This window comes from Cellulomonas oligotrophica (genome assembly GCF_013409875.1).
Lineage (GTDB): Bacteria > Actinomycetota > Actinomycetes > Actinomycetales > Cellulomonadaceae > Cellulomonas > Cellulomonas oligotrophica.
Map to the genome: position 1 here is coordinate 3,551,479 of NZ_JACCBK010000001.1, position 22,382 is coordinate 3,573,860.

A 22,382-nucleotide genomic window follows, 5' to 3' on the forward strand; every position below is an offset into this window, starting at 1 on the left:
TCGCCGCCGGCGCCGCGCGTGCCCCGGTGAGAGCCGCTCAGGCGAGGAGCCGGTCCAGGCCCGCCTGGGGGATGGGCGCCCACGCCGGACGGTTGCGGGCCTCGTAGACGACCTCGTACAAGGTCTTGTCGAGCTCGAGCGCGCGCAGCAGCAGGGCCTGGGCCGGGTCGTCCTGCACGCCGTACCCGCGCAGCAGCCCGGCGCGGGCCGACGCGGTCCACGCGTCCGCCGCGGCGCCGCCCAGGCCGCCGACCGCCGCGGCGTAGTCGAACGAGCGCAGCAGACCGGCGACGTCCCGCAGCGCCAGGTCCGGGCGGGTCCGGGCGTCCAGCGGGGCCAGCGGCTCACCCTCGAAGTCGATGACGAACCACCGGTCGCCCGAGCGCAGCACCTGACCCAGGTGCAGGTCGCCGTGCACGCGCTGCCGGGGCGGGGTCGAGGCCAGCGCGGCCACCCGGGCCACCACCTCGCGGACGCCGGCCGCGCGGGCGGCGAGCCCGGGCACCGCGGCCGTCGCCCACGCCAGGCGGGTCGTCAGGGCCTGCGCGACCGCGGCGGGGCCCGTGGCGGGTCCGGCCGACGGCGCCCCGGCCGTGGCGTCCGCGGCCTCGTCGGTGCCGTACGCCCCGACGAGCGCGGCGTGCATGCCGGCGACCGTCGCGCCGAGCTCGTGCGCCAGCGCGCCCAGGTCGGTCCCCGTCCGCGCGGCCTCGCAGGCCAGCTCGAACCCGTCCCGCGCGCCCGGGACGAACGCGCTCAGCACCCCGAGGTAGCCGGCCGCCCGCGTGCCGTCCGGCGCCGTCCAGCGCGCCGTCGCCCACGCCAGGGGCGCCGGGACGCCGTCCCAGCCCGCGTCGACCAGGTGCCGGGGCACGTCGATGTCCGGGTTCTCGCCCGCGGCGACGGTCCGCAGGACCTTGAGGATGCCGGCGGGCGCGCCGTCCGTGCCGGGCAGCACCACCGACGTGTTGGACTGCTCGCCCGTGACCACGCGCGCCGCGTCGACGTCGACGTCCGCCCCCGGTCCCTCGGCGGCGGCGAGCCACGCCCGCAGGAACCGCGGGTCGCCCGCACCGTCGCGCACGACGACGCCGGCGACCCGGCCCACCACGGCGTCGTCGGCCCCGTCCGCCGTCGCCGCGTCCGGACCGGTCGCGGCCTGCACGGGCAGGGCCCGTTCGAGCACGACCGGGACCTGGAGGACCACGTCGACCGATCCGGCGTGCGCCCGCACGAGCAGCACGCGCACCTCGGAGCCCGCGCCGTCCGTCCGCCCGTGCGCCGCCGCTCCCGCCGGCCCGGCCGGCAGCGCGACCGTGCCCACGAGCGTCAGCTCGGCGGTCGCGCCCTTGGCGGGGTACCACCGGCGACCGGGCAGCCACCCGCGCAGCAGGTCCAGGACCTGCCGGTCGCGGTCGTCGGGGGCGCGGGCGTCGAGGGTCACGGGCGAGTCAGCTCCAGCCAGTAGAACTCCCGGGACCCCATCGTGAAGGTCATCGACCCGTCAGGACCCACGTCGGGGAAGTGCGCCCCGCCGAACACGTCCCGCGCGTGCATGCCCGCCATGGCCGGCATGCGCACGGTCGTCGCCCGCGGGGTCGCCGCGAGGTTCGCGACGCACAGGATCGTCTCGTCGTCCGTGCGGCGCAGGAACGTCAGCACCGCGTCGTTGTCGGACGGGACGACCTCGAACGTGCCCCGGCCCAGCGAGGGGTGCCTGCGCCGGACCGCGAGCATGCCGTGCACCCAGTGCAGCAGCGACGTCGGCTGCGCCAGCTGGGACTCCACGTTGACGTTGCCGTAGTGGTAGACCAGCGACTGGTTCAGCGGCAGGTACAGCTTGCCGGGGTCGGCGGTCGAGAACCCCGCGTTGCGGTCCGGGGTCCACTGCATCGGGGTGCGCACGGCGTCCCGGTCGGGCAGCCAGATGTTGTCGCCCATGCCGATCTCGTCGCCGTAGTACAGGCACGGGCTGCCCGGCAGCGACAGCAGCAGCGCGTGCGCCAGCTCGATCTCCTTGCGGGAGTTGTCCAGCAGCGGTGCCAGGCGGCGGCGGATCCCGACGTTCGCGCGCATGCGAGAGTCGGGCGCGTACCACCCGTACATCGACGCGCGCTCCTCGGTCGAGACCATCTCGAGCGTCAGCTCGTCGTGGTTGCGCAGGAACGTGCTCCACTGCCCGCCCGCCGGGATGGGCGGGGTGTCGGCGAGGATGTCGACGATCTGCGTGGCCCGCTGGTCGCGCAGCGCGTAGTAGATGCGCGGCATCACGGGGAAGTGGAAGCACATGTGGCACTCGGGCTCGGCGTCCGTGCCGAAGTAGTGCACGACGTCCTCCGGCCACTGGTTGGCCTCGGCGAGCACGATCCGGCCCGGGAACTCCGTGTCGATCATCCGGCGCATGTCCCGCAGGAACTCGTGCGTCTGCGGCAGGTTCTCGCAGTTCGTCCCCTCGGCCTCGAACAGGTACGGGACCGCGTCGAGCCGGAACCCGTCGACCCCGAGCCGCAGCCAGAACCGCGCGACGTCCATCATCGCCTCGACGACCCGCGGGTTCTCGAAGTTCAGGTCCGGCTGGTGCGAGAAGAACCGGTGCCAGAAGTACTGGCGGCGCACGGGGTCGAAGGTCCAGTTGGACGTCTCGGTGTCGACGAAGATGATGCGCGCGTCCGGGTAGCGCGTGTTGTCGTCGTCCCACACGTAGAAGTCGCCGTACGGGCCCTCCGGGTCCGAGCGCGACGCCTGGAACCAGGGGTGCTGGTCGCTCGTGTGGTTCATCACGAGGTCGACGACGATGCGCATGCCCCGCCGGTGGCACTCGGCGACGAGGGCCTGGAAGTCCTCGAGCGTGCCGTACTGGGACGCGACCGCGGTGTAGTCCGAGACGTCGTACCCGCCGTCGCGCATGGGCGAGGGGTAGAACGGCGGCAGCCACAGGCAGTCGACCCCGAGCCAGTGCAGGTAGTCCAGGCGCTCCACCAGGCCGCGCAGGTCGCCCGACCCGTTGCCGGCCGAGTCGGAGAACGTGCGCAGCATGACCTCGTAGAACACCGCGGTGCGGTACCAGTCCGGGTCGTGCTCGACCGGGCCGCGGCCCGGCGCCGTCGGGACGGCGGGCTGGCGGCGGCCCGGCAGCCCGCCGAGCGCGAGCGCGGCCGTCGACGGGGGCGGCTCGACGTGGCTCACGAGGACGCGCCGGGGTGCTCGAGGTGCACGACGTGCGCGACACGGACCTGCGGGTCCAGCCGCACCCACACGCGGTCGGACCACGCGTAGCTCTCGCCGGCGAGCACGTCGTGGGCGACCACGGCGCGCCCCGCGGGCAGGCCGAACGCCGTCAGGTCGAGCTCGACGACACCCTCGCGGGGCTGGTGCGGGTCGAGGTTGACCACCACGACCACGGTGTCCGGGCGTCCGGTGGGGGAGTGCGCGGCGTCCACGTGGCGGGAGAACGCGACCAGGGAGTCGTCGGACGTCGCGTGCACGCGCACGTTGCGCAGCCGGCGCAGGGCCGGGTGCTCGCGGCGGATCTCGTTGAGCCGGCCGACGAGCAGGGCGATGCCCAGGTCGTCGGCGCGCGCCCAGTCGCGCGGGCGGAACTCGTACTTCTCGTTGTCGATCTGCTCCTCGACGCCCGGGCGCGGCACGTTCTCGACGAGCTCGTAGCCGGAGTAGACGCCCCACGTGGGAGCGCCGAGCGCCGCGAGCACCGCGCGCACCGCGAAGCCCGTGGTGCCGCCGTGCTGCAGGTACGGCGGCAGGATGTCGTGCGTCGTCGGCCAGAAGCTCGGGCGCATCCACGCCGCCTCCGGCCCGCCGACGCGTGCCAGGTACTCCTCGAGCTCGGCCTTGGTGTTGCGCCACGTGAAGTACGTGTACGACTGGTGGAAGCCGACCTTGCCGAGCGTGAGCATCATCGCCGGGCGTGTGAACGCCTCCGACAGGAACAGCACGTCAGGGTGCTCCGAGCGCACGTCCGCCAGCAGGCGCTGCCAGAACGACAGGGGCTTGGTGTGCGGGTTGTCCACCCGGAACGCGGTCACGCCGTGGTCGATCCAGACCTGCAGGACGCGGCGGACCTCGGCGTAGATCCCCTCGGGGTCGTTGTCGAAGTTCAGCGGGTAGATGTCCTGGTACTTCTTCGGCGGGTTCTCCGCGTACGCGATCGTGCCGTCCGCGCGCGTGGTGAACCACTCCGGGTGCTCGGTCACCCACGGGTGGTCCGGGGACGCCTGCAGGGCGACGTCGAGCGCGACCTCCATGCCGAGCTCCTTGGCGCGGGCCACGAACGCGTCGAAGTCCTCGAAGGTGCCCAGCGACGGCTCGATCGCGTCGTGCCCGCCGTCGGCCGAGCCGATCGCGTACGGCGAGCCCGGGTCGCCCGGGACGGCCGTCAGCGAGTTGTTGCGGCCCTTGCGGTGGGTCCGGCCGATCGGGTGGATCGGCGTGAGGTAGACGACGTCGAAGCCCATCGACGCGATCCGCGGCAGCTCCTGCGCCGCGGTCCGCAGCGTGCCCGAGCGCCACTCGCCCGTCGCCGGGTCGCGGTGCGCGCCGTGCGAGCGCGGGAACAGCTCGTACCAGGAGCCGGCGAGCGCGAGCTCGCGGTGCACCACGAGGGGGTAGCGGCGCGACAGCGTCACCATGTCGCGCAGCGGCGTGCGGGCCAGCGCGGACTGCACGGGTGCGGACAGCCCCGCGGCGAGTCGGGCCTGCGGCGGGCGGTGCGTGTCGCGCAGCGCGGTCACCGCGTCGCGCAGCACCTGGGCGTCGGTGGGCGGCATCGCCGAGGCCCCGCGGCGCTCGGCCGCGCGGTGCAGCAGCAGCGCGCCCTCGGTGAGCATGAGCTCGACGTCGACGCCCGCGTCGACCTTGATCGCGGCGTCGTGCGACCACGTGCCGTAGGGGTCGGACCACGCCTCGACGCGGAACGACCAGTCGCCCTCCGCGTCGGGCACGAGGCGGGCCTCGAGGCGGTCCAGGCCGGGGGCGACGTCGACCATGCGCGCCCACGAGTGGTCGGTGCCGTCGGGGCGGACCAGCACGGCGGTCGCGCCGACGGCGTCGTGGCCCTCGCGGAAGACGGTGGCGCGCACGGGCACGGCCTCGCCGACCACGGCCTTGGCGGGGAAGCGCCCCTCCTCGGTGACCGGGTCGACGTCGATGATCGGGATGCGCCCCACGGGCAGCGCACGGGCGGGGGCGGCACCGCGCCGGCGGGGGCGGGCGGCGACCTTGCGGGCGACGGAGCGACGAGGCGTGGACGGGCGCGGGCGGCGGCGGCGCTGGGGCGTGGCCGAGGGGTCGGCGGCGGGGGCGGCGCCGACGTCCTGGGGTGCGCGGACGATCGGGATCGCCTCGGTCGCGGGGCTGCTGGAGGAGGGCAGGGCGCGCGGCGCGGGGACCGGCGCACCCGTCGGTCCGGCCGGTGCACCCCCCGGGGCGGCGGCGGAGGTGGCCGTGCGGGGCGGCGTCGCGTCGGCCGCGAGGGTGCGTCGTGGGCGCGGGGAGGTCACGGTGACGAACCTATCGGCCGACCCGGGGTCGCGGCACCCGGGAGCGGTGTCACCCGGACGGCCGTCCGGGACCTGTCGCACCTCGCTCGTCCGGAGGGCTGTGGGATACGCCCGGAATGCGTAGTCTTCGGCCGTGAGAGCGATCCGACGGTTCACCGTCCGCACCGTGCTGCCCGAACCGCTGGCCGAGCTCGACGTGCTGGCGCGCAACCTGCGCTGGTCGTGGCACGCGGGCACGCGTGACCTGTTCGCCGGCCTCGACCCGCAGGTGTGGGAGCAGGTCGGGCAGGACCCGGTGGCGCTGCTCGGTGCGCTCTCGCGCGCGAGGCTCGCCGAGCTCGCGGCGGACGACGACGTCGTGGCGAAGGTGCGCGCGGCGTCGGCGGACCTCGCCGCGTACCGCGAGCGCCCCCGCTGGTACCAGCGGCAGACCGGCGAGCACCTGCCCGACGCGGTCGCGTACTTCTCCCCGGAGTTCGGTGTCGCCCCGACGCTGCCCCAGTACTCGGGCGGTCTCGGCGTGCTGGCCGGCGACCACCTGAAGAGCGCGTCGGACCTGGGCGTGCCGCTGGTCGGCGTGGGCCTGCTGTACCGCTCGGGCTACTTCCGGCAGGGGCTGACGCGGGACGGCTGGCAGGTCGAGCACCTGCCCGTGCACGACCCCGACGGGCTGCCGGTGGCGCTGCTGCGCGACCGCACGGGCGAGCCCGCGGCGGTGACCCTGGGGATGCCGGGCGGCCGGACGCTGCGCGCGCACGTGTGGGTGGCGCAGGTCGGACGGGTGCCGCTGCTGCTGCTCGACTCGGACGTGCCGGGCAACGACGACGAGGCCCGGTCGGTCACCGACCGCCTCTACGCCGGGTCGAGCGAGCACCGGCTGCAGCAGGAGCTGCTGCTGGGCGTCGGCGGCGTGCGGGCGCTGCGGCTGTGGTCGCGGCTGACGGACGCGCAGGACCCCGCGGTGTTCCACACCAACGAGGGGCACGCCGGGTTCCTCGGGGTGGAGCGGGTCCGCGAGCTCGTCGAGGAGGGCGTCGACGCCGACGCCGCCCTCGAGCTGGTCCGCACCACGACGGTCTTCACGACGCACACCCCGGTGCCCGCGGGCATCGACCGGTTCGACCGGGCGATCGTCGCCTCGTACGTCGAGGCGCTCGACGAGAAGGACCACCTCGACACCGACCGGGTGCTGGCGCTCGGCGCCGAGGAGCACGCCGGCGGCGACCCGCTGGTGTTCAACATGGCGCTCATGGGGCTGCGGCTGTCCGGGCGCGCCAACGGCGTCTCGCGGCTGCACGGCAAGGTCTCCCGCGAGATGTTCGGGCCGCTGTGGCCGGGCTTCGACCCGGTCGAGGTGCCGATCGGCTCGATCACGAACGGCGTGCACGCCCCGACGTGGGTGGCCCGCGAGGTCACCGACCTGGCGACGCGCCGCATGAAGCCGCACGACTCGGCGACGGGGGCCGGCTGGGTCCGGCGCGACCTCGTCGACGACGTCGAGCTGTGGGAGCTGCGGACCGGCCTGCGCACGCGTCTCGTGCAGGACGCGCGCCGGCGCGTGCGCGCGTCGTGGCAGGCCCGGGGCGCCGCGGAGTCCGAGCTCGGGTGGGTGGACGACGCGCTGTCGCCCGACGTCCTGACGATCGGCTTCGCGCGCCGCGCCGCCACGTACAAGCGGCTCACGCTCATGCTCGCGGACCCCGAGCGGTTCCGGGCGCTGCTGCTGCACCCCGAGCGGCCCGTGCAGGTGGTCGTCGCGGGCAAGGCGCACCCCGACGACGACGGCGGCAAGCGCCTGATCGCGGACCTCGTGGCCTTCGCCGACGCGCACGACGTGCGGCACCGGATCGTGTTCCTGCCGGACTACGACATGCGGATGGCCGCGACCCTGTACCCCGGCTGCGACGTGTGGCTCAACACCCCGGTGCGCACGCGCGAGGCCTGCGGGACCTCGGGCATGAAGGTCGCGCTCAACGGCGGCCTGCACCTGTCCGTGCGCGACGGGTGGTGGGACGAGTGGCACGACGTGCGCCACGGCTGGGTGATCCCGACGGCCGACGGCGTGGACGACCCGGCCGAGCGCGACCGGGTCGAGGCGGCCGCGCTGTACGACCTCCTCGAGCACCAGGTCGCGCCCACGTTCTACGACCGGGACGAGCGCGGGGTGCCCGTGCCGTGGCTGGCGATGGTCCGGCACACGCTCGCCACGCTCGGGCCGAAGGTGCAGGCCACGCGGATGGTCGCGGACTACGTGGCGCACATGTACGAGCCCGCGGCCCGCGCGGGGGCGACCCTCGCGGGCGACGACGCCTCCGGGGCTCGCGAGCTCGCCGCGTGGAAGTCCCGCGTGCGCGCGGCGTGGTCGGACGTGCGGGTCGACCACGTGGACTCCTCCGGTGTCGGCGACGCCCCGCAGGTCGGGGACACCCTCGCCGTGCACGCGTGGGTCTCGCTCGGCGGGCTGCGGCCGCAGGACGTCGAGGTGCAGGTGCTGCACGGCACGGTCGACGACGACGAGCAGCTCGCGGACCACACCGTCCGGGCGCTGACCGTCACCGAGGAGCTCGAGGCCGGGCGCTGGGTGTTCGGCACGCAGATCGAGCTCACGGGCACGGGCCACTTCGGCTACACCGTGCGCGTGGTGCCCCGGCACGAGGCGCTGACGTCGGCCACCGACCTGGGGCTGGTGGCGACCGCGGGCGACTGACGCCGACGGGCCCGCGCCCCGCGCGCGGGCCCGTCCCCCGTCCTGCCGCGCGGGCGTGCGCGGGTCAGAGCGTCGCGGCCAGCGCGCGCCCCGCCGTGCGACCCGTGAACAGGCACCCGCCGAGGAACGTGCCCTCCAGCGCCCGGTGCCCGTGCACGCCCCCGCCCCCGAACCCGGCGGCCTCGCCCACGGCCCACAGCCCCGGCAGCACCTCGCCGTCGGGGCGCAGCGCGCGGCCCTCGAGGTCCGTCGCGACGCCGCCGAGGGTCTTGCGCGTCAGCACCTGCAGCCGGACCGCGTGCAGGGGGCCGTGCGCGGGGTCGAGCATCCGGTGCGGCGGTGCGACCCGCACCAGCCGGTCGACGACGTACCGGCGGGCCTGGGCCGTCGCGACGACCTGCAGGTCCTTGCCCAGACCGGTCGCGACCTGCGCGTCGCGGGCCTCGATCGTGCGCGCCAGCCGGTCGCCGTCGATGCGGTCGGCCCCGGTCAGCGCGTTCATCGCCGCCGCGAGCCCGGCGGGCGTGCCGGCGCTGACGAAGTCCGGCGAGCGGCGTGCGAACTCCTCGACGGGCCCGACGGCACCGGGCAGGACCCGCTGCGCCAGCGCGGGCACGCTGCGGCCGGTCAGGTCCGGGTTCTGGTCCGACCCGGACAGCGCGAGCTCGGCGCCGAGGACCGTGCGGTCCAGCACGAACCACGAGTGGTCGTCGCCCCGGCCCGTGACGTGCCGCAGCGCCCCGAGCGAGTCGAAGCCCGGGAACAGCGGCGGCGGCAGGCGGTGCCCGTCGGCGTCCAGCCACAGGGCGCTCGGCCCGGGCAGGATGCGGACGCCGTGCCGCGACCACACCGGCGCGGGGTCCGCCACGCCCTCCGGGTAGTGCCACATGCGGTCGGCGTGCACGACGTGCGCCCCGGCGTCGCGTGCCGCGGCGATGCCCGAGCCGTCGACGTGGTCCGGCACGCCCTGGAGCATCCGGTCCGGCAGACGCCCGGCGCTCGCGGGCCACGCCGCGCGCACGAGCTCGTGGTCGGCGCCGATGCCGCCCGTCGCGACGACGACCGCGGGTGCCGCGACCTCGAACGGCCGCACCGCGCGCCGGGTGCTCGGCGCGCCACGCGGGGCCGGGTCGGGGGCCAGGACGTCGCCCCGGACGCCGGTGACTCGCCCGTCGGTCGTCACCAGCCCGGTGACGCGGTGCCGGGTGCGCACCTCGACGCGCCCGTCGGCGTGCGCGTCGAGCAGCGTCCGGACGAACGGCTCGAGGACCGCGGGGCCCGTGCCCCAGGTGATGTGGAAGCGGGGCACGGAGTTGCCGTGCCCGTCGGCCAGGTACCCGCCGCGCTCGGCCCACTGCACCAGCGGGAACCAGCGCACGCCGCGCGCGTGCAGCCACGCGCGCATCTCGCCGGCGGCGAAGTGCACGAACGCCTCGGCCCACGCCCGGCCCCACCGGTCGGACCCGTCGTCGGCGAACGCCGCCGAGCCGAACCAGTCGGCCAGCGCCAGCTCGGGGGAGTCGCGCACGCCGAGGCGACGCTGCTCCGGCGTCCCGACGAGGAACAGCCCGCCGAACGACCACCACGCCTGACCGCCGAGGCTCGCGGCGGGCTCCGCGTCGAGGAGCAGGACGCGCCGCCCGGCGTCCAGGAGCTCGGCGGTGGCGACCAGGCCCGCGAGCCCGGCACCGACGACCACGACGTCGTGGGATCCCATGCGCCGACCCTACGCACCCGGCCCGCACCGCGGCAGGGGGACGGGCCGGGTGCTCAGCTGCGGACGTACACCCGCATCGACAGCGCCTCCAGCGGGGTCGTCGTGCCCGGCTCCAGGTGCAGGGCGCCGGTGATGGCGCTCGTGCGGATCTCCGCGGGGTGCTCCCACACCGAGTCCCACGCCAGCTCCCACGGGCCGCCGGGCGCCGCCGGCAGCGTCACGTCGACGGCGTCGAGCGCCCCGTTGACCACGAGCAGCACCTGGTCGGCGTCCGGGGGCGGGGCGACCCGCAGCATCTGGAACGTGCGCACCGACGCGTCGTGCCACCGGCCGTGGTCGAACTCCGTGCCGTCGGCGACGTACCAGGCGAGGTCCTTCTGGCCGCCCGGCACGCGCGGCGCCCCGCTGTAGAAGCGGTCGGTGCGCAGCGCGGGGTGGTCGCGGCGCAGCGCCAGCAGGTGCCGGGCCGTCGCGAGCTGGTTGGCGCGCCACGGCGACAGGTCCCAGCGCACCCACGAGATCTCGTTGTCCTGGCAGTACGCGTTGTTGTTCCCGCGCTGCGAGCGCCCCGTCTCGTCGCCCGCCGTGATCATCGGGGTGCCGGCCGACAGGACCAGCGTTGCGAACAGGTTGCGCACCGACCGGCGGCGCAGCGGGGCGACGTCGACGGCCGGCGACGCCTCGTCGACCGGCCCCTCGACACCGTGGTTCCACGACCGGTTGTCGTCCGTGCCGTCGCGGTTCTGCTCCCCGTTGGCGGCGTTGTGCTTGTGGTCGTACGCCACCAGGTCGGCCATCGTGAACCCGTCATGGGCCGTCACGTAGTTCACCGACGCCCGCGGGCCCCGCACGAGCGGCGGCGAGCCGTGCCCGAACAGGTCGACCGACCCCGACAGGCGGGTCGCGAGGTCGCGCATGCGGTGCCCGGGCAGCCCGTGCGCCGCACGCGCGGGGTCCGCGAGCCAGAACGAGCGCACCGCGTTGCGGAACCGGTCGTTCCACTCGGCGAACGGCGGCGGGAACTGCCCGGTGCGCCACCCGCCCGGGCCGACGTCCCACGGCTCGGCCACGAGCTTCAGCCCGTGCAGCACGGGGTCCGTCGCGGCCGCGACGAGCGTCGCGTGGTCGGGCCGGAACCCGTCGTGCCCGCGGCCCAGGGTGACCGCGAGGTCGAAGCGGAAGCCGTCCACGCCGACGACCTGCGCCCAGTACCGCAGCGAGTCCATGGTCATCTGCACGACCTGGGGCCGACGGAAGTCCAGCGAGTTGCCCGTGCCGGTCACGTCGACGGGCGTCGCCGGCACCGCGCCGTCGTGCAGGTAGTAGAACGCGTGGTCCAGGCCCCGCCACGACACGTGCTGCCCCGGCAGCCCGCCCTCGCACGTGTGGTTGTAGACGACGTCGAGGACCACCTCGATGCCCGCCTCGTGCAGCGCGTGCACCGCGCCCCGCAGCTCGGCCAGCACGGCGGCCGCCCCCGTCGCGCGGGCCGTCGCGGTCGCGTACGCGGCGTGCGGGGCGAAGAACCCGAGCGTCGAGTACCCCCAGTAGTTGGTCAGGCCCTTGGCGACCAGGTGCGGCTCGGAGGCGAACGCGTGCACGGGCAGCAGCTCGAGCGTCGTGACGCCCAGGCCCAGCAGGTGGTCGACGACGGCCGGGTGGGCCAGGCCCGCGTAGGTGCCGCGCAGCTCCGGCGGCACCCCCGGGTGCAGGCGCGTCAGGCCGCGCACGTGCGCCTCGTACACGACGGTGCGCGACCACGGGTGGTAGGGGCGGTTCGCCGCCGGGTCGGGCCCGGGCAGGGCCGCGGTGTCGACGACGACGCCGTGCGGCACGTGCCCCGCCGAGTCGCGGCCGTCCGCGGGGCCGTACGGGTCGCCGCGCAGGTCGTCGCCGACGACGTGGCCGTAGGTCTGCGGGACGTGCTCGAGCTCACCGACCAGGCCGCGCGCGTAGGGGTCGACCAGCAGCTTGGCGGGGTTGTACCGCATGCCGTACGCCGGCTCCCACGCGCCGTGCGCGCGGAACCCGTACCGCTGGCCCGGCCGCACGCCCGGCACCGACGCCGACCAGACGCCCAGCCGCGGGCCGTCCAGCGGCACGCGCCGCTCCGTCGGGGCGTCGTGCGGCCCGTCGAGCAGGCACAGGTCGACGGCGCTCGCATGGGGCGCGAGCACGGCCACGTCGACGCCCGTGCCGGTGACGTGCACGCCGAGGGAGAGGGGGCGAGGGCTGGCGGTCACGCCCTCATGGTGGCAGGACGCGCGACCTGCAGGTGTCACCGGTGTTTCCACCTGACGAACACCCAGGCCCGGCGGGGCGCCCGCGGGAGGTAACGTTCGGCCGGTGAGGATCGTCGTCTGCGTGAAGTTCGTCCCCGACATCCAGTCCGACCGGCAGCTCGGTCCCGACGGGCGCGTGGTGCGCGACCTCGGCGACGGCACGCTGAACGAGCTCGACGAGAACGCGGTCGAGGCGGCGCTGACCCTCGCCGAGGAGCACGACGGCGAGGTCGTCGTGCTCACCGTCGGGCCGGACGACGCCGTCGACGCCGTGCGCAAGGGCCTGCAGATGGGCGCCGCGCAGGCCGTGCACGTGCTCGACGACGACGTCGCCGGGTCGGACGCGATCGGCACCGCCACCGTGCTCGCCGCCGCCGTGCGGCACCTGCACGCGGCCGAGCCCGTCGACCTGGTCGTCACGGGCATGGCCGGGCTCGACGGCCTGACGTCGCTGCTGCCGACCGCGCTCGGCGAGCTGCTCGACCTGCCGTCCCTGCCCCTGGCCGCCCGGCTCACGGTCGACCCGGCCGCCGGCACGGTCACCGTCGAGCGGCAGCTCGACCACGCGAGCGAGACCCTCACCGCCCCGCTGCCCGCCGTCGTGTCGGTCACCGACCAGGCGAACGCGCCGCGGTACCCCAACTTCAAGGGGATCATGGCGGCCAAGAAGAAGCCCGTCACGACCCTGACCCTCGCGGACCTCGGCGTCGACCCCGCGACGGTCGGCACCGCCGGGGCCCGCACCCAGGTGCTCGCCGCGGCACCGCGCCCGCCCCGCGAGGACCGCGTGCTCGTCCAGGACACCGGCGACGCGGGCACCCGCCTGGCCGCCTGGCTCGTCGAGCAGAAGCTCGTCTGAGCCGCGCCGTCCCCGTGCCGCGCTGACCACCACCCCGGAGGACCCGTCGTGACCGCCACCCCCGTGCTCGTCCTGCTCGACCACGCCGCGGACGGGACGCTGCGCCCGCCCGTGCGCGAGCTGCTCACGCTCGCCCGCACCGTCGCCGACGGCGCACCCGTGCACGGCGTGTGGGCCGGCACCGCCGACGTCGCGCCCGCCCTGCCCGTGCTGGCGGCCCAGGGCGTCGCCGCCGTGCACCGCCTCGTCGCCGACGCGGACCCGCACCTGTCGTCCGTCGTCGCCGACGGCCTCGGGCAGCTGCTCGACGCGACCGGGGCGGGGCTGCTGCTCCTCGTCTCGTCGTTCGAGTCCAAGGAGGTCGCCGCGCGCCTGGCCGTGCGCACCGGCGCCGGCGTCGTGACCGACGCGGACGGCCTCGAGGTCGTCGACGGCCGCCTCGTGGCCCTCAAGACCGTGCTCGCCGGCACGTGGAGCACGCGCTGCGCGATCACCACGCCCGTCGCCCTCGTCACCGTCAAGGCCAACGCCGTGCCCGCCGCCGACGCACCCGCGCCCACCGAGCCCGCGGTCGTCGACGTGCCGGTGCAGGTGTCCGCCACGTCGCGACGCGTCCAGCTCGTCGAGCGCACCGAGCGGCCGGCCTCCGGGCGCCCCGACCTCGGCTCGGCGCACGTCGTCGTCGTCGGCGGACGCGGCACCGAGGGCGACTTCTCACCCGTCGAGGACCTCGCCGACGCCCTGGGCGGCGCCGTCGGGGCCACGCGCGTCGCCACCGACGAGGGCTGGATCGGCCACGACGCGCAGATCGGCCAGACCGGCGTGACCGTCGCTCCGCGCCTGTACGTCGGCGCCGGCGTCTCCGGGGCCGTGCACCACCGCGGCGGCATGCAGGCGTCCGGCACGATCGTCGCGGTCAACGCCGACGCCGACGCGCCGATCTTCGAGATCGCCGACTACGGCATCGTCGGCGACCTGTTCACCGTCCTGCCGCAGGCGGCCGCCGAGGTGCGCCGCCTGCGCGCGCAGGGCTGAGCCGCACCGGTCAGGTCGGTCAGCACCCCTGGGCCGCCAGGGACCCGGAGGCGTCAGGACAGGTCGCGCAGCCACCGCAGCGTCGCGGCGGCCTGCGCGGCCTGGAAGGCGCGCAGGTTCGGGATGCCGACGGGCGCCGGCCGGGTCGACGACCACGCGTACCAGCCGGCCAGCCCGGTGAGGAACGCCCGCAGCTCCTCGCGCGTCACACCGTCCGCGACGGGGCGCTGCGCGAACAGCCTCGCCGGGTCGCCGCCGCCCTGCAGCGCCACGCTCGGCAGCATGAACGCCAGGTCCAGCCACGGCGCACCGACGCTCGCGTGCGGCCAGTCGATCAGCCACACCCGGCCGTGCGACTCCTCGATCATCACGTTGTCGGCCCGCAGGTCGCCGTGCACGAGGCTGTCGCCCGCGCACACCCGCAGCGCGTCCTGCTCCCACAGCACGAGGTCCTCGAGCCGGTCGAGAGCCCAGCGGCCCGGCTCGCCGACGGCCACGGCCATCGCCTCGCGCGCCGCGTCGTCGGCCGCGAGCAGGTGCCGCCAGCCCTGGAAGTCCTCCGCGAGCAGGTCGTCGGTGCGGGGCAGCTCGTGACCCGGCACCGGCTCGGCGTCCGCGAGCGCGTCGACCGCCGCGAGCACCCGCTCCAGGTCGTCCGGGCGCCACGGCAGCTCCGGCGAGCTGCCGTGCACGGCCTCGAAGCCGAGCAGCACCCACTGCCCGTCGTCGTCCGACCACAGCAGGCGCGGCGCGGGTACCTGCGGCGGCAGGGCGCGGGCGGCGCGGACCTCGGCACGGGCGAGCTCGGGGGCCTGCGGGTTCTGGTCCGCGGAGACCGCCTTGACGAAGACGTCGTGCCCGTCGCCGAGCTCGAGCACGGCCACGAACCCCGGCGAGAACCCGCTCGTCGGGGTGGTCTCGGCGCTCACGCGGGCACCGGCACGGGTCTGGATGCGCTCGCGGACCGACGTCGGCAGGTCGCGCCAGTCGAGCCGCTGGCCGCCGAAGGCGAGCGGCAGCGCGATGACGTCGTCGGCACTCACGACGCTCATCCTGCCAGGTGCGCCCGTGGACCCGTCCGCGACGGCCGTCCCGTGGGCGTCGGCGGCAGGCGCGGGCGTTCGTAGACTGGGCCGGTGAGCGCCCCCCGACCCGTCTACCTCGACCACGCGGCGACGGCGCCGATGCTGCCGGCCGCGCTCGAGACCCTGACGGCGGAGCTCGCCCGGACCGGCAACCCGTCGTCCCTGCACACCGCCGGGCGGACGGCGCGACGCACGGTCGAGGAGGCCCGCGAGCGGCTGGCCGCGGCGCTGGGTGCCCGGCCGAGCGAGGTCGTGTGGACGTCGGGCGGCACCGAGGCCGACAACCTCGCCGTCAAGGGGCTGTTCTGGGCGCGGCGCTCGCAGGTCCCGGCCCGTCGGCGGCTGCTGGTCTCGGCGGTCGAGCACCACGCGGTGCTGGACCCGGCGTTCTGGATGGCCGAGCACGCGGGTGCCGAGCTGGTCCTGCTGCCCGTCGACGCCGACGGGGTCGTCGACGTCGACGCCCTGCGGGCCGAGCTCGAGGCGAACGGCGACCAGGTCGCGCTCGTCTCGGTCATGTGGGCGAACAACGAGGTCGGGGCGCTGCAGCCGCTCGACGAGGTCGTGCAGGTCGCCCGGCGGCACGGGGTGCCGGTGCACGCCGACGCCGTGCAGGCGGTCGGGCAGGTGCCGGTCGACTTCGCCGCGTCGGGCCTGGACGCCATGACGATCACCGGGCACAAGCTCGGCGGGCCCGGCGGTGCGGGTGCGCTGCTGGTGCGTCGGGGTCTGGAGCTGACCCCGGTGCTGCACGGGGGCGGTCAGGAGCGCGGCGTGCGGTCCGGCACGCTCGACGCCCCGCTGCTGGCGTCGCTGGCCGTGGCCGTCGACACGGCGGTGGCCGGGCGGGAGACGTTCGCGGCGCGCGTCGCCCCGCTGCGCGACGACCTGGTGGCCCGGGTGCTGGCCGCCGTGCCCGGCGCACGGCTGCGGGGCCCGGCCGACGGGGCGCGCCGCCTGCCCGCGAACGCGCACCTGACGTTCGAGGGCTGCGAGGGCGACTCCCTGCTCTACCTGCTGGACGCCGCCGGCGTCGAGGCCTCCACCGGCTCGGCGTGCCAGGCCGGGGTGCCGCGGCCGTCGCACGTGCTGCTCGCGATGGGCGTGGACGAGCACGACGCGCGCGGGGCGCTGCGGTTCAGCCTGGGGCGCACCACGACCGCCGCGGACGTGGACCGGGTGCTGGAGGTGCTGCCCGGCGCCGTGCAGCGCGCACGGGCCGCGGGCCTGACGTCGGTGGGCGTCTGATGCGGGTCCTGGCCGCGCTGTCCGGGGGCGTCGACTCCGCCGTGGCCGCGGCCCGGGCCGTCGACGCGGGCCACGACGTGGTCGGCGTGCACATGGCGCTGTCGCGCACGCCCGCGCAGCGGCGCGAGGGCTCGCGCGGGTGCTGCTCGATCGAGGACGCGTCCGACGCGCGCCGCGCCGCCGACGTGCTGGGCGTGCCCTACTACGTGTGGGACATGTCCGAGCGGTTCGAGCAGACCGTCGTCACGGACTTCCTCGCCGAGTACGCCGCGGGCCGCACCCCCAACCCCTGCGTGCGCTGCAACGAGCACGTGAAGTTCGCGGCGCTGCTGGACAAGGCGCTGGCGCTCGGCTTCGACGCGGTCTGCACCGGGCACTACGCGCGCGTCGTCGAGCACCCCGACGGCACGCGTGAGCTGCACCGCGCGGCGGACGCCGCCAAGGACCAGTCGTACGTGCTGGCCGTCATGGGCCCGGAGCGGCTGGCCCGCGCGGTCTTCCCCCTCGGCGACGCCGCCTCGAAGGCCGACGTGCGGGCCGAGGCCGCCGCCCGCGGCCTGGCGGTGTCCGCCAAGCCCGACTCCTACGACATCTGCTTCGTCGCCGACGGCGACACGCAGGGCTTCCTGCGCTCGCACCTGGGCTCCCAGCCCGGGGACGTGGTCGACGCCGACGGCACCGTCCTCGGCACCCACGACGGCGCGTACGCGTACACCGTCGGCCAGCGCCGCGGCCTGCACCTGGGGCGCCCCGCGCCCGACGGGCGGCCCCGGTACGTGCTGTCCGTCGAGCCCGTCCGGCGGCGCGTCGTCGTCGGACCCGTGCAGGACCTGGAGGTGGCGCACGTGCTCGCCGACCGTGCCGTGTGGTTCACGGCCCCGCCCGACCCCGGCACCGCGTGCACCGTGCAGGTCCGCGCCCACGGCGCACCCGTGCCCGCCGTCGTCCTGCCGGGCACCACCGGCGGGGCCGTCGGCGTCGACGTCACCGGTCAGGACCTGCACGGCGTCGCGCCGGGCCAGTCCCTGGTGCTCTACGCCGGTACGCGGGTGCTCGGCCAGGCGACCGTCACCGCCACGCGCACGCCCGCGCAGGTCGGTGCGGGCACCGCGGCGGGAGCCCGGTGACCGCGGTCTCCGGCGTCGGGCCCTGGCCCGGTGCCGACGTGCTCGACGCCCAGCAGGTCGTCGTCGGCGACCTGGTCGACACGCCCGACGAGGTCGACGGCGTGCCGTTCACGGTGCTGCTGCCCGCGCGCGGGCCGTGGGGCGACGCCACCGGGGCCGCGCTGGCCCTGCTGGAGGAGATGCCCGCCGAGCTCGGCCCCCACGGCTGGAAGCTCGCCGACCACCCCGGCGTCGACCTGGGCCGCGCCCGGGCGTTCGCCCGCGAGGACCGTGACGCGCTCGCGGTCGCCGCCCACGGGTACGACGGCCCGCTCGTGCTGCCCCTCCTCGGCCCGTTCTCCCTCGCCGCGCAGGTGTACCTGGCCCGCGGCGACCGCGTGCTGTCCGACCCCGGGGCGGTGCGCGCCGTCGTCGGCTCCCTCGCCGAGGGGCTCGCGCAGCGCATCGGCGACGTGGTCCGCGCCGTGCCCGGCGCCCGCGTCCGCGTGCTGCTGCACGAGCCGCTGCTCGCCCCCGTGATGGCCGGTGCCGTCCCGAGCTTCTCCGGGCGCGACCGGCTGCGGCGCGTCCACGGACCGGTCGTCGCCGACGGGCTGTCCGCCGTCGCCGACGCCGCGCGGGGCGCCGGCGCGACGGGGCTCGACGTGCACGGCGGCAGCGCGTGGACCGCGCTGACGGCGGTGCGCGCGTCCACCGCGGACGGCGCCGCCCTCGAGGTCGCCGGCATCGGCGAGCGCGGCTGGGAGGAGGTCGCGACGCTCGTCGAGGCCGGCAAGGGGTTCGCCGCACAGCTCCCGCCGCAGGCCACGTCGCAGTGCGCCGGGCCCGACGTCGTCGGGCAGGCCGACGCCCTGACCCGCCCGTGGCGCACCGTCGGGCTGCCCCTGCGGGGCCTCGCCGCGGTCACGCTGCTGGCTGCCGCGCCACCCGACGGCGCCGGGCCCGACGACGCGCGGGCCGCGCTCGCGGGCCTCGTGCGGGCCGCCGGGATCGTGGCCGAGCGGGCGGCCGACGCGTGAGCGCCCGCCCGCCCGCGCGCCGCGTCCCCGACCGCCGCCACGCGCTGCACCTGCTGCTGGCGAGCGGTCTCGCGCTCGTCGGCGTGCTCACCGTCGCCGTCGTGTACCTCGGTCTCGGGGTGCGCACGCTCACGGCGGCCGCCGAGCCCGGCGCCGGCCCGGCCGCCGCGTGCCTGGCGGCGGCCGACGACCCGGCGGTGGGCGTGCGGTACGAGCTGCTGCCCCCGCGCAGCCTGTGCACGTCCGTCGTCGACGGCGAGGCGGTCGAGGTCGTCGTGGCCGAGGTCGCGACGCCCGTGCTCGTCGGCGGGCTCCTGCTCGCGGCCGTCGGCGTCGCCGCGACGGTGGTCGTCGTGACCCGCCCGCGCCGCCGCGCCGCCGGGGACCGGCCGTGACGACCCCGCCCACGCCGCCGACCGCGCTTCCGGAGCCCTCGCCGGCCCGGGCGGACGCGTCGCCGGAGGCCGTGCCCGCCGCGCGACGGGCCCGGGCGTGGCTGGCCGACCTGACCGGCGTCCTCGTCCACGGCCTGCGGCTGTGGGTCGCCCACTGGCCGGTCCTGCTGGTCGTCGCGCTGCTCGGCGGTGCCGGGCGCGCCGCCGCGCTGTGGCTCGCCGTCGAGGTCTCCGAGCACTCGACGGTCGGCGCGTGGGCGCTGCTCGCCCTCGCGCCGCTGTCCGCCGTCGCCGCCGTCATCGCCATGCTCGTCGTGCTGCGCCCCGCCCTGCCGGGGCTGGCCCGGATCGCGGCGGCCCCCGGACCCGCCGACCCCGCCGCGGGCCGCGAGCGCCGCCTGGTCGACGTGCTGGCCTCGGTGTTCGTGCCGTTCCTCGCGGTGTACGCCACCTACGGGTACCTCGCGGAGGACAGGTTCCGGTTCGTCAACACCGTGACCGTCGACCGCGAGCTGCTCTCGAACGCGGGGATCCTCGACGGCACCGACACCTTCGACGGCGAGCGGTACTGGATCGGCGACGGGTGGGTCGCTGCGGCCGTCGTGCTGGTCGCCCTCGTCGTGCGGTGGGCGCTGGGGCGCCTCGAGGGGCGCCTCGAGGGCCGGGCCGGACGGCGCGACGCCCGCGTGCTGGGCTTCCTCGGCGCGTACGTCGAGGCGTTCTGGCTCCTCGTCGCGGCCGCGTGGATCGGGGTCCGCACGCAGGCGGCCTGGGCGTGGCTCGAGAGCCGGCAGGCCGTCGCGATCGTCCTGGAGCGGTGGCTCGACCTGCTCGACGCGCTCGGCCCCGTGGCCGGGCCGGTCGATCTCGTGGTCGACACCCTCGCCGGCACGCTCGGCGCCCTCGACGACCTCGTGGTGCTGCCGCTCGCGTGGCTGACCGTCGGCGCCGTCGTGTACGGGCACCGGCTCACGCCACCCCCGCCGCCGCAGGTCGCGCCCGCCGCGTGGCAGCGGCTGCCCGCGCCCGTGCGCCGCTGGACCACCGACGCGGTCGCCCCCGTCGTCGGCGACGTGCGCGCCCGGCTGTCGGCGCTCGTCGGCGGGCTGCGCCAGCTCGCGGTCGCGGGCCTGGCGCCGATGCTGGTGTTCGCGCTCGCGTTCCTCCTGGCGACGCGGGCCGAGGAGGGCGTGCGGTGGGCGATGCGGGCCGCCACGGGCCCGCTCGACACCGCGACCTACCTGGCCTTCGCCCCGCACCTGGAGGTCGTGGCGCACGCGGTCGGTCTGACGGTCGTCGTCGCGCTGCTCGCGGCGGGCGTCGACCGCGTGCTGCACGCGCAGGGCGCTCAGCCCAGCGGGAGCACCGCGTAGTCGGGCATCTGCCACCACACCAGCACGGCGTCGGGCTCGACGTCGTCGGGCAGGACGACCACGGGGGAGACCGTCCACGTCGCCGGCCGGTCGTGCTCCGTCGGGTCCGGCTCCGGGGCCGACCACCCCGACGCGGGCCACGGCCCCGGGGCGTCCGGCGGCACGCACGGCGAGGACGGCTGGAAGGCCCCGGCCGTCTGCGGGACGTACTCGTACCGCGTCCCGTCGGACCCGCGCACCGCCAGGCCGCACACCCGCAGCGCGGCGTCGGGCTCGGCACCGAGCGTCAGGTCCACACGCAGCGCGCGCGTCCCCGGGGGCAGGTCGAGCGGCGTGCCGTCCTCCCACGCCACGGTCGTCTCCTCGACGCCGTCGAGGTGCAGCGTGACCGCGACGTCGTGGTCGCCGTCGGCGTCGGTGAGCACGTCGCGGAAGACGAGCTCGGCGCCCGGGGCCGCCGTCGTCGGCCGGTGCAGGCCCTGCGTCCACCACCACGAGACGACGCGGTCGGACGACGCCAGCAGCGCGAGGACCAGCGCGAACGGCAGGGCAGCCAGCGCCCACCGGTTGCGGCGCCACCACCCGGTGGGCGCAGGGGCCGCGACGTCGTCGGCGGGGACGTCGGGCGGGGTCGGCGTCACTGCTGCTCCGGCGGGACGTCGGTGTACCAGCCCGCGACGACGGGCGTCTCGTCGGCCGCCCACCCCTGCGCGTCCTGCGCCGTCAGCCCGAGGTCGATCTCGGCGAGGTCGTCCGCGCGCTGGTCGGTGCTGCCCAGCGCGACGCGCAGCCGCGCCCCGGGGACGGCACCCACGGGCAGCTCGACCCGCACGGTCGTCCACCGCGGGACGCCGGGCTGCATGGTCCCGGTCGAGAAGACGCTGCGGCCGCTGACGGACGTGCCGTAGGTACGCCCGTCGCCCCCGACGACCTCGGCGTGCCCGAGCGAGCGCGGCTCGCCGCGCACCTCGACCTCCAGCGGGACCGTCAGCCAGACGCCCGGCGTGCTCAGCAGGGTGCCGTCCTGCGGGTCCAGGACGGTGGAGCCGTCGGGCTCGCCGGCCGTGACGTGCGCGTACCGGAGCGTGACCCGTTCGCCGACGGCACCGGACCGGACGAACGGGGCCTCGACGCCGGACGAGACGCCGACGGCGTCGGTCACGAGGTGGCCGACGACCAGCGCCGCGAGGACGAGCGCGCCCGCACCGGCCCGGCGTGCCGCGGCGGCTGCCGGACGCCGTGCCGTGCGCGGGGCGGCGTCCGTGGTCATGCGTCGTCCTGCGCGGTGTCGTCCGGGGCGGCCTCCACGGGCAGCGGCGCCTCGGCCACCGTGGTCGGCTCCCACCAGGCCAGGCTGCGGTCGAGGCTGCCCTCGCGCCACGTGCTGCGCTGGAGGTGCACGACGACCTCGTCGGGCGGTGCCGCCCCGCCGTCCTGGTCGAAGAGGAACACCACGTCCTGCGTGAGGCCGGGCTGCACCGGGTTCGGCGTCGACCCGTCGTCGAGGAGCGCGGTGGCCGACGCGGCCAGGCCGTGCTCACCGGCCGTGGCGCGGGCGCCGGTGAACGGCTCCAGGGTCAGCGCGTGGGTCAGGTGGCTGGACAGCACGCTCGCGTCGCTGGTGTTGCGGACGGTGGCGACGACGGCGACCCAGCGGTCGCCGTCCTGCGCCGTCGGGATGCCGAGGTCGTCCGCCCACCGGGCCCGCTGCACGGTGATCTCGAACGGGGCCGCGTCGACCGCGGTGCCTGCCGTCACGACCTCCGGGCCGTCCTGCGTCTGCGGCTCGAGCCCGCCCGCACCCGCCGTGGCCGCGACCAGCACGCACGCGCCGCCGACGCCGAGGTGGCGCAGCGGGCGGTCCACGAGCCGCCGGGCGAGCCTGCTTCCGGACGCGCGGACCCGGGCGCGCAGGGCGGGCGGGGCGGCAGGTCCGGGCACCCGCGGATCGTAGTGCGTCGCGCCGGGGGAGGTGCCGGCCGTCCGGGACCACCCCGGGGAACGGGCCGTGCGGGGACG

17 protein-coding genes are annotated in these 22,382 nt (G+C 76.7%); 8 read left to right on the plus strand and 9 right to left on the minus strand.

Features of this window, described 5'->3' with window-relative positions; all coding sequences use genetic code 11:
• Positions 1-37: 37 nt before the first annotated feature.
• Genes BKA21_RS16140 through BKA21_RS16150 form a run of 3 tightly spaced genes read right to left on the minus strand, consistent with a single transcriptional unit; the run spans position 38 to position 5,516 of the window.
• Positions 38-1,444, minus strand: a complete 1,407-nt coding sequence (locus BKA21_RS16140) for a maltokinase N-terminal cap-like domain-containing protein (RefSeq protein WP_140460002.1) — start codon at positions 1,442-1,444, stop codon at positions 38-40.
• Complete coding sequence (gene treS, locus BKA21_RS16145) at positions 1,441-3,186, minus strand: maltose alpha-D-glucosyltransferase (RefSeq protein WP_140460003.1); 1,746 nt, start codon at positions 3,184-3,186, stop codon at positions 1,441-1,443. The genes BKA21_RS16140 and treS overlap by 4 nt, the downstream gene beginning before the upstream one ends.
• Complete coding sequence (locus BKA21_RS16150; RefSeq protein WP_373308198.1) at positions 3,183-5,516, minus strand: alpha-1,4-glucan--maltose-1-phosphate maltosyltransferase; 2,334 nt, start codon at positions 5,514-5,516, stop codon at positions 3,183-3,185. Before BKA21_RS16150 ends, treS begins: the two co-directional genes overlap by 4 nt.
• Positions 5,517-5,649: 133 nt before the next feature.
• On the opposite strand from BKA21_RS16150, the gene glgP reads away from it, so the two are divergent.
• Entirely contained in the window at positions 5,650-8,223 is a 2,574-nt protein-coding gene (gene glgP, locus BKA21_RS16155; RefSeq protein ID WP_140460004.1) for an alpha-glucan family phosphorylase, read from the plus strand.
• A gap of 64 nt (positions 8,224-8,287) precedes the next feature.
• On the opposite strand, the gene BKA21_RS16160 is transcribed toward glgP, so the two are convergent.
• On the minus strand, positions 8,288-9,940 hold the full coding sequence (locus BKA21_RS16160; protein WP_140460005.1) for an FAD-binding dehydrogenase: 1,653 nt from the start codon (positions 9,938-9,940) through the stop codon (positions 8,288-8,290).
• A 53-nt stretch (positions 9,941-9,993) separates the two neighbouring features.
• Positions 9,994-12,183, minus strand: coding sequence for a glycogen debranching protein GlgX (glgX, locus tag BKA21_RS16165; RefSeq protein WP_239072905.1), 2,190 nt, complete (start codon positions 12,181-12,183; stop codon positions 9,994-9,996).
• A 103-nt stretch (positions 12,184-12,286) separates the two neighbouring features.
• On the opposite strand from glgX, the gene BKA21_RS16170 reads away from it, so the two are divergent.
• Positions 12,287-13,081: an electron transfer flavoprotein subunit beta/FixA family protein gene (locus BKA21_RS16170; RefSeq protein WP_140460007.1), complete on the plus strand. Its 795-nt coding sequence runs from the start codon at positions 12,287-12,289 to the stop codon at positions 13,079-13,081.
• Between the two features lie 48 nt (positions 13,082-13,129).
• Positions 13,130-14,116, plus strand: a complete 987-nt coding sequence (locus BKA21_RS16175; RefSeq protein ID WP_140460008.1) for an electron transfer flavoprotein subunit alpha/FixB family protein — start codon at positions 13,130-13,132, stop codon at positions 14,114-14,116.
• A 53-nt stretch (positions 14,117-14,169) separates the two neighbouring features.
• Here the strand turns inward: BKA21_RS16175 and BKA21_RS16180 are convergent, their stop codons facing one another.
• Entirely contained in the window at positions 14,170-15,159 is a 990-nt protein-coding gene (locus BKA21_RS16180) for a phosphotransferase (RefSeq protein WP_140460009.1), read from the minus strand.
• A 141-nt stretch (positions 15,160-15,300) separates the two neighbouring features.
• On the opposite strand from BKA21_RS16180, the gene BKA21_RS16185 reads away from it, so the two are divergent.
• From BKA21_RS16185 to BKA21_RS16205, 5 genes are read left to right on the plus strand one after another with little or no spacing between them, the layout of a single operon-like run.
• Positions 15,301-16,449: a cysteine desulfurase family protein gene (locus BKA21_RS16185; protein WP_218887677.1), complete on the plus strand. Its 1,149-nt coding sequence runs from the start codon at positions 15,301-15,303 to the stop codon at positions 16,447-16,449.
• On the plus strand, positions 16,449-17,576 hold the full coding sequence (gene mnmA / locus BKA21_RS16190; RefSeq protein WP_140460011.1) for a tRNA 2-thiouridine(34) synthase MnmA: 1,128 nt from the start codon (positions 16,449-16,451) through the stop codon (positions 17,574-17,576). Before BKA21_RS16185 ends, mnmA begins: the two co-directional genes overlap by 1 nt.
• The gene (locus BKA21_RS16195; RefSeq protein ID WP_140460012.1) at positions 17,573-18,595 is read left to right on the plus strand and encodes a uroporphyrinogen decarboxylase/cobalamine-independent methonine synthase family protein; all 1,023 of its coding nucleotides are present in this window, start codon (positions 17,573-17,575) and stop codon (positions 18,593-18,595) included. The genes mnmA and BKA21_RS16195 overlap by 4 nt, the downstream gene beginning before the upstream one ends.
• Entirely contained in the window at positions 18,592-18,990 is a 399-nt protein-coding gene (locus tag BKA21_RS16200) for a hypothetical protein (protein WP_140460013.1), read from the plus strand. The genes BKA21_RS16195 and BKA21_RS16200 overlap by 4 nt, the downstream gene beginning before the upstream one ends.
• Entirely contained in the window at positions 18,987-20,363 is a 1,377-nt protein-coding gene (locus BKA21_RS16205; RefSeq protein ID WP_140460014.1) for a hypothetical protein, read from the plus strand. The genes BKA21_RS16200 and BKA21_RS16205 overlap by 4 nt, the downstream gene beginning before the upstream one ends.
• On the opposite strand, the gene BKA21_RS16210 is transcribed toward BKA21_RS16205, so the two are convergent.
• Genes BKA21_RS16210 through BKA21_RS19745 form a run of 3 tightly spaced genes read right to left on the minus strand, consistent with a single transcriptional unit; the run spans position 20,339 to position 22,304 of the window.
• Positions 20,339-21,004, minus strand: coding sequence for a hypothetical protein (locus BKA21_RS16210; RefSeq protein ID WP_140460015.1), 666 nt, complete (start codon positions 21,002-21,004; stop codon positions 20,339-20,341). The two genes, BKA21_RS16205 and BKA21_RS16210, sit on opposite strands and share 25 nt — an antisense overlap.
• Positions 21,001-21,633: a hypothetical protein gene (locus BKA21_RS16215; protein WP_140460016.1), complete on the minus strand. Its 633-nt coding sequence runs from the start codon at positions 21,631-21,633 to the stop codon at positions 21,001-21,003. The genes BKA21_RS16210 and BKA21_RS16215 overlap by 4 nt, the downstream gene beginning before the upstream one ends.
• Positions 21,630-22,304: a hypothetical protein gene (locus BKA21_RS19745; protein ID WP_140460017.1), complete on the minus strand. Its 675-nt coding sequence runs from the start codon at positions 22,302-22,304 to the stop codon at positions 21,630-21,632. Before BKA21_RS19745 ends, BKA21_RS16215 begins: the two co-directional genes overlap by 4 nt.
• Positions 22,305-22,382 lie beyond the last annotated feature (78 nt).